This is a genomic window from Rhodopirellula maiorica SM1 (assembly GCF_000346295.1).
GTDB classification, from domain to species: domain Bacteria; phylum Planctomycetota; class Planctomycetia; order Pirellulales; family Pirellulaceae; genus Novipirellula; species Novipirellula maiorica.
On the sequence record NZ_ANOG01000922.1, the window covers coordinates 1 to 5,861 of the forward strand.

Genomic DNA, 5,861 nt, shown 5'->3' on the forward strand with positions numbered 1-5,861 from the left:
TTCGTGCAGCCGGGCTGCGAATTGCGGCTCCCAGCGTTTCAGGATCAGTGGCCCAAACAACAATGCAGCATCGAAATCAACATCGGCATAAGCGGGATCGTTGGGCGTCGAAGTATCCTGCGTGGCCACCTTCGCTCGTCGCAGCGAAATCACGGCATAAGGCCAATGTCCCCAAGCGATCTGTTCGTCGCACAAATGAAACCCATTTCGCAACCCCCAGCTGCGGACGAGTTCGTGTTGCCGGTTCGGTTGCAAGACAACGTGATGGGGAACGCGATCTGGGAAGGCGTCGAGGATTTTGACCATGCTTTCGGCCCCCATTCCACAGATACTCAAACTGCTCAGTTCGCCCGGATGGATCACCGCCAAGCCATCACCGAAGCGGACTTGCGCGGCCAAACCCTTTAACGCCCGACATGAATTCTCGTACGGCTGCGATTTGTTTTCGACCGCAATCCCTTGGGCAATTCGCTTGCTTCTCAGCAGCGATACCAGCAATCCCCCATGATCCGAACCGATGTCTCCGTGAACGACCGACTCGTCACCGCGTGGATTGATCAGGGATGCGACGGTTCGCAATCGAATGTCTAATTTCGGCATAACAATGAGGACGCTCAGTCGCCGTCCAGCAGATTGCCGAGCGAGCCGAGGATCGATCCTTCACCTTTTCCTGACGGACCTGCGTTGGCGACGATGCGTTCAGACAATCGTCGCATTGGCAAACTTTGCAACCACACCCGACCGTGGCCTCGCAGCGTGGCCAGGAACAAGCCTTCACCGCCGAGAAACATGCTTTTCAGATTTCCTGCACGTTCGATGTTGTATTCCATGTGCGGTTCGAACGCGACCAAGCAACCGGTGTCCACACGCAGCGTCTCGCCGTGCAGTTCACGTTCGATGATCGTTCCACCAGCATGGATAAACGCCAACCCGTCGCCGACCAGCTTTTGCATGATGAAACCTTCGCCGCCGAACAATCCCGTTCCAATTTTTTTGTTGAACGCGATGGTGACCTGGGTCCCAAACGCTGCGCATAAAAACGCATCCTTTTGACAGATCAGGTCGTTGCCGGGAATCGTGGCGAGATCGATGGGAATAATCTTGCCCGGATAGGGGGCCGCAAACGCCACGTGACTCTTGCCCGCACCGGTGTGGGTAAAGTGGGTCATGAACAGCGATTCGCCCGTCATCGCTCGCTTGCCGACATTCATCATTTTGCCAAAGAAACCGGTATCGGGTTCCGACCCGTCGCCCATCTTGGCTTCGAACTGGATGCCTTCTTCCATGTACGTCATCGCGCCGGCTTCGGCGATCACGGTTTCGCCCGGATCCAATTCAACGATCACCATCTGCATATCGTTGCCGACGATTTCATAATCCACCTCGTGGCTGCGACGATTGGCACCGCCACCACCACCATAGCCCGGTCGTGTCATGTTTTGAGCTCCTGCGGCGACGGGAAAAGCGCTAACAGGGGCGTCCTCGATCACATCGACCGGCTCGGCCAAAGCAGGAACCTGTAGCACCGCCGCGCAAGACGGGCATTTGACTCGTTTTCCGGCATAGGTTTCAGGAATTGCCAATTTCTTTCCGCATTGGCAGTTGAGATTGAGGGTCATGGGAGTGCTCTGGCAAAATCGGCAGGGGATGTGGATGCGGCTCGTTTCTTGATCTCGTGTTGTCGCAGGACACCCGCCGGCTTCTGCAGCAAATCGAGGATCGAAAAGGGCATGCTATTTATATCGTAAGATATCATCCCGGGGGGCGCCACCCAGCAGGTCACCCGCTATGATCCGACCGGCACACACTGACGTCGACACGCTTTCCCTCTTCCACCTTTCTATGGCGAAACGAAAACCTGAGATCCGGATGCGTACCTTTGGGATCTACACCCAATGGGATGCGGATTCCAAAGAGCTACCTCGATTTTGCAAATCAACCACCTCCGTACCAGCGGAAGTGGGCGTTGAATTTGGCTTTGTTGTCAACATTAAAAACGCCAAGAATCAATCGCTGCGTTATTGCATCGACCATCCAGGAATCTTGGATGACGACGGCAATCGAAGGCCCCCGTTTGATGGGGAGGTGTACGTCAAGCAAAACGATTGGAATTTTTACCTTGGTGACACGATCTGGGAACCGATCGAAGACAAGTTAGGGCTGTGGCAGTTGACGCTCGAGTTGGATGACAAGATTGTCGCGGAAAAAACGTTTGAACTCTATCGCGACGCACCCACTACGGAATATACCCTCGATCCACCGAGCGAGGGTGACTGATTCCGCGATCACGTTCCCGCTGCGAAGTAAGACCGTCGGTTCGCGGATCAATCCCAGCTGAGACTGCCTGCGGATTGGTACTCGGTCACACGCGTTTCGAAAAAGTTTTTCTCTTTCGCCAAGTCCATCGTCTCGCTCATCCAGGGAAATGGATTGGATGATCCGTACTGCATCGGCAACCCAATTCGTTCCAGACGACGATCGGCGATGTATTGGACGTAGTCGCGGAACAGGTCGTGATTGAGTCCCAGGATCCCCGTGGGCAAACAATCGCGAGCATAGTCCAGTTCCAATTCGACTGCTTGCTTGACTCGGTCGATCATCGCGTGTTGAAACGATTCGGTCCACAAATCAGGGTTCTCGGCCTTGATGCCGTTGATTAAGTCGATTCCAAAATTCAGATGAATCGTCTCATCTCGCAAAATGTATTGGAATTGTTCTCCGATCCCGGTCATGAGGTTCCGTCGGTGAAACGACAACATCATCACAAAACCGGTGTAAAAGAATACGCCTTCCATGATCAAGTAATAGCCGATCAAATTTTTCAGGAACGCCTGAGCTCCTTCGTCCGTTGAGGTTGTGAAGTGAGGGTCGAGCACTTCGGCAGTCAACTCGGTTTCAAACGCGTCCTTGCGAGCGATCGAGGGGACTTCGTGGTACATGTTGAACACTTCGCCTTCGTCCAGCCCAAGGCTATCGACGACGTACAAAAAGGTGTGCGAATGAACCGCTTCTTCGAACGCTTGTCGCAACAAGTATTGGCGACACTCGGCATTGGTAACGTGTTTAAAAATCGCCAGCACGAGATTGTTGCCGACCAGACTTTCGGCGGTCGAAAAGAACCCCAGATTTCGCATGATTACGCGACGTTCGGCGTCACTCAATCGATCGCTTCGCCACGTTTCGATGTCCTTGGTCATCGGCACTTCGGTTGGCATCCAGTGATTGGCACATCCATTTTGGTAGTGTTCCCACGCCCAATTGTATTTCAACGGCATTAATTGGTTGACATCCACTTGGCTGCAGTTGATCAAACGCTTTTCGTTCGCGGCAAAACGGTTGGCTTGAACTCGAGTGGTTTCAGAAGCGGTCATGGCCTACATCCTTGGGTCGGTAGGAATGGGAATCGTGGATCGAGAGCGAAGCCAAGCGGCTAAGCTAAGACGAGTGTTACAAATGATTGGGCCTTCGATCAGCTCGTCATTTTTGTTGAAGTGGGTTGCTTGGAACGGGCCGTTTCGCTGTGGTAAATCAAAACCGCCCAAATCCGTCAGCACAAAATGGTCGCCACTGTTTTCGACCCGGACAAATGCACGGGCAATGCCAGGGGTGTGAACCACGCGGAAACCACGTTCGAGCCAATTGACGTAAAACAGCATGTTGTCGCATTCGTTCGTGCACCGCTATTGGCACGCCTCGCAATCAGGATCGTCGATTGAACAAGTCGGTGCAGCTGCGGTCGTGGCCATGCGGTCGACGCGGATCTGGCCCGATTGGCTCGCCGATTTCATCCAACGCGGTTGGATGCCGTGTCGATTGACATCGACGGTCGACTTTTCCACTTGTGTTGCCGCCAATGACCGCAGGTAATACGTTGTTTTCAAGCCGCGTTGCCAAGCTAGGTGGTACATCGCATCAATCGATTTTCCGCTTGGTTTGGCCAAATACAAATTCAGCGATTGGCCTTGGTCAATCCATTTTTGGCGCCGCGAGGCCGCTTCGATTAACCATTTCGGCTCGATTTCCATCGCGGTAGCAAACAACTGCTTTATTTCCTCGGGGATTCGCTGAATGTCCGCCAGCGATCCATCGTGATATTTCAGCGCGTCCAGCATGGCAGCGTCCCACAAACCTTGTTCGGTCAACGCATCGACAAGGGGTTCGTTAATTTGAGTGAACTCGCCCGACAGGTTGCTCTTGGCGTAGAGCAGTTTATAGGTCGGTTCAATCGACTGAGTCACGCCGATGATCGTCGAGATGGTTGCGGTGGGGGCGATCGCTAGGCAATTGCTGTTTCGCATGCCGTTTTTGGCAATTGCATCACGAACGACTTGCCAATCCATCGTGGTCGATCGGTCGACGTCCACCGCAGTGTCGCGTTCTTGTTGCAACAGTTCAATCGTGTCGATCGGCAGCAGGCCGCGGTCCCATTTTGACCCGTCGTACGATTCGTAACGACCTCGCTCGGCCGCCAATTGGCTAGACGCTAATAGGGCAAAGTAGCTGATCGCTTCCATGCTGCGATCGGCGAATTCGACCGCTTCGTCACTGGCGATCGCGATCTGTAATCGATGCAGTGCATCTTGGTACCCCATCATTCCAAGACCCACCGGGCGGTGGCGAAGGTTTGCATTGCGCGCTTCGGCCGTGGGGTAAAAATTGATGTCGATCACGTTGTCCAGCATCCGCATCGCAGTGGTGATCGTCGCTTTGAGCAACCCGTGGTCCAAACGACCATCGACAATATGAGCCGCCAAATTGACGCTGCCCAGATTGCAAACCGCCGTTTCATCCTCGCTAGTGTTCAGCAAAATTTCGGTGCATAGGTTGCTGCTGTGCACAACGCCCACGTGGTCTTGCGGGCTGCGGATGTTTGACGGATCTTTAAACGTCACCCACGGATGGCCCGTTTCAAACGTACGCGTCAGCAGTTTTCGCCATAATTCGGTTGCCGAAACCTGACGATGTTGTTTCATTTTTCCCGCAGCGGCCATTTTTTCGTAGTGCTCGTATCGCTCGCGAAAACGACGGCCGTAGGTGTCGTGCAGATCGCTTGCTTCATCGGGACTAAACAGCGTCCAAGTCCCGTTTTCACGAACCCGCTCCATGAACAGATCGGGAATCCAGGCGGCGGTGTGCATGTCGTGCGTCCGACGCCGGTCATCGCCAGTGTTCTTTCTCAGATCCAAGAACTCTTCGAAATCAAGATGCCATGGTTCCAGATACGCACAAACGGCTCCCTTTCGTTTGCCGCCCTGGTTTACTGCCACTGCCGCATCGTTGACGATCTTTAGAAACGGGATCACTCCTTGGCTCGTGCCGTTGGTGCCTTTGATCAGCGATCCGGTGGCGCGAACACTCGTCCAATCGTTGCCCAGCCCGCCGGCCCATTTCGAAAGCATCGCGTTGTCGCCAATGCTTTTGAAAATGTGGGCCAAATCGTCTTGCACCGTCGTCAAGTAACAACTGCTTAGCTGCGGATGCTGTGTCCCCGAGTTGAATAGCGTCGGGGTGGCACTGGTGAATCGGAACGACGAAAGCAGTTGATAGAACTCGATCGCTCGATCGGTTCGCTGATCCTCATCTTCGCGAAGTGCCAAACCCATCGCGACTCGCATCCAGAAATATTGCGGCGTTTCGATGCGGCGTCCGTCCACATGCAACAAGTAGCGGTCGTAAATTGTTTGCACGCCGAGATAGCGAAACAATTTGTCTCGTTCGGGCAGCAGTGCGTCGGCGATTTTCGGAAGAGCGAAACTCCGAAGTTGTTCGGATAATCGTCCGCAGCGAATTCCTTCGATCACGTAATGTTCAAAACGATCGCGATAGACGGCGGTGAAGTCCTCGTCAATTTGGGTTAAACC

General features: G+C 53.8%; 6 protein-coding genes. 1 reads left to right on the plus strand and 5 read right to left on the minus strand.

Going from position 1 to position 5,861, the window contains the following annotated elements; all coding sequences use genetic code 11:
* Positions 1 to 600, minus strand: a 600-nt coding sequence (locus tag RMSM_RS29240; RefSeq protein ID WP_008705881.1) for a tRNA (adenine(22)-N(1))-methyltransferase, incomplete at its 3' end; no start/stop codon positions are given.
* Positions 601 to 614: 14 nt separating this feature from the next.
* The gene (locus RMSM_RS29245; RefSeq protein ID WP_008705883.1) at positions 615 to 1,619 is read right to left on the minus strand and encodes a TIGR00266 family protein; all 1,005 of its coding nucleotides are present in this window, start codon (positions 1,617 to 1,619) and stop codon (positions 615 to 617) included.
* 223 nt (positions 1,620 to 1,842) lie between these two features.
* Between RMSM_RS29245 and RMSM_RS29250 the strand changes: the two genes are divergently transcribed.
* Entirely contained in the window at positions 1,843 to 2,277 is a 435-nt protein-coding gene (locus RMSM_RS29250; RefSeq protein ID WP_008705885.1) for a DUF3859 domain-containing protein, read from the plus strand.
* A 47-nt stretch (positions 2,278 to 2,324) separates the two neighbouring features.
* Here RMSM_RS29250 and RMSM_RS29255 read toward each other — a convergent pair whose 3' ends face one another.
* The 3 genes from RMSM_RS29255 to RMSM_RS29265 form a co-directional block, all read right to left on the minus strand.
* Positions 2,325 to 3,371, minus strand: a complete 1,047-nt coding sequence (locus RMSM_RS29255) for a ribonucleotide-diphosphate reductase subunit beta (RefSeq protein WP_008705889.1) — start codon at positions 3,369 to 3,371, stop codon at positions 2,325 to 2,327.
* A gap of 3 nt (positions 3,372 to 3,374) precedes the next feature.
* On the minus strand, positions 3,375 to 3,656 hold the full coding sequence (locus RMSM_RS29260) for a hypothetical protein (RefSeq protein ID WP_008705892.1): 282 nt from the start codon (positions 3,654 to 3,656) through the stop codon (positions 3,375 to 3,377).
* Between the two features lie 24 nt (positions 3,657 to 3,680).
* The coding region (locus RMSM_RS29265; protein WP_052031862.1) for a ribonucleoside-diphosphate reductase subunit alpha at positions 3,681 to 5,861 on the minus strand (2,181 nt) is incomplete at its 5' end.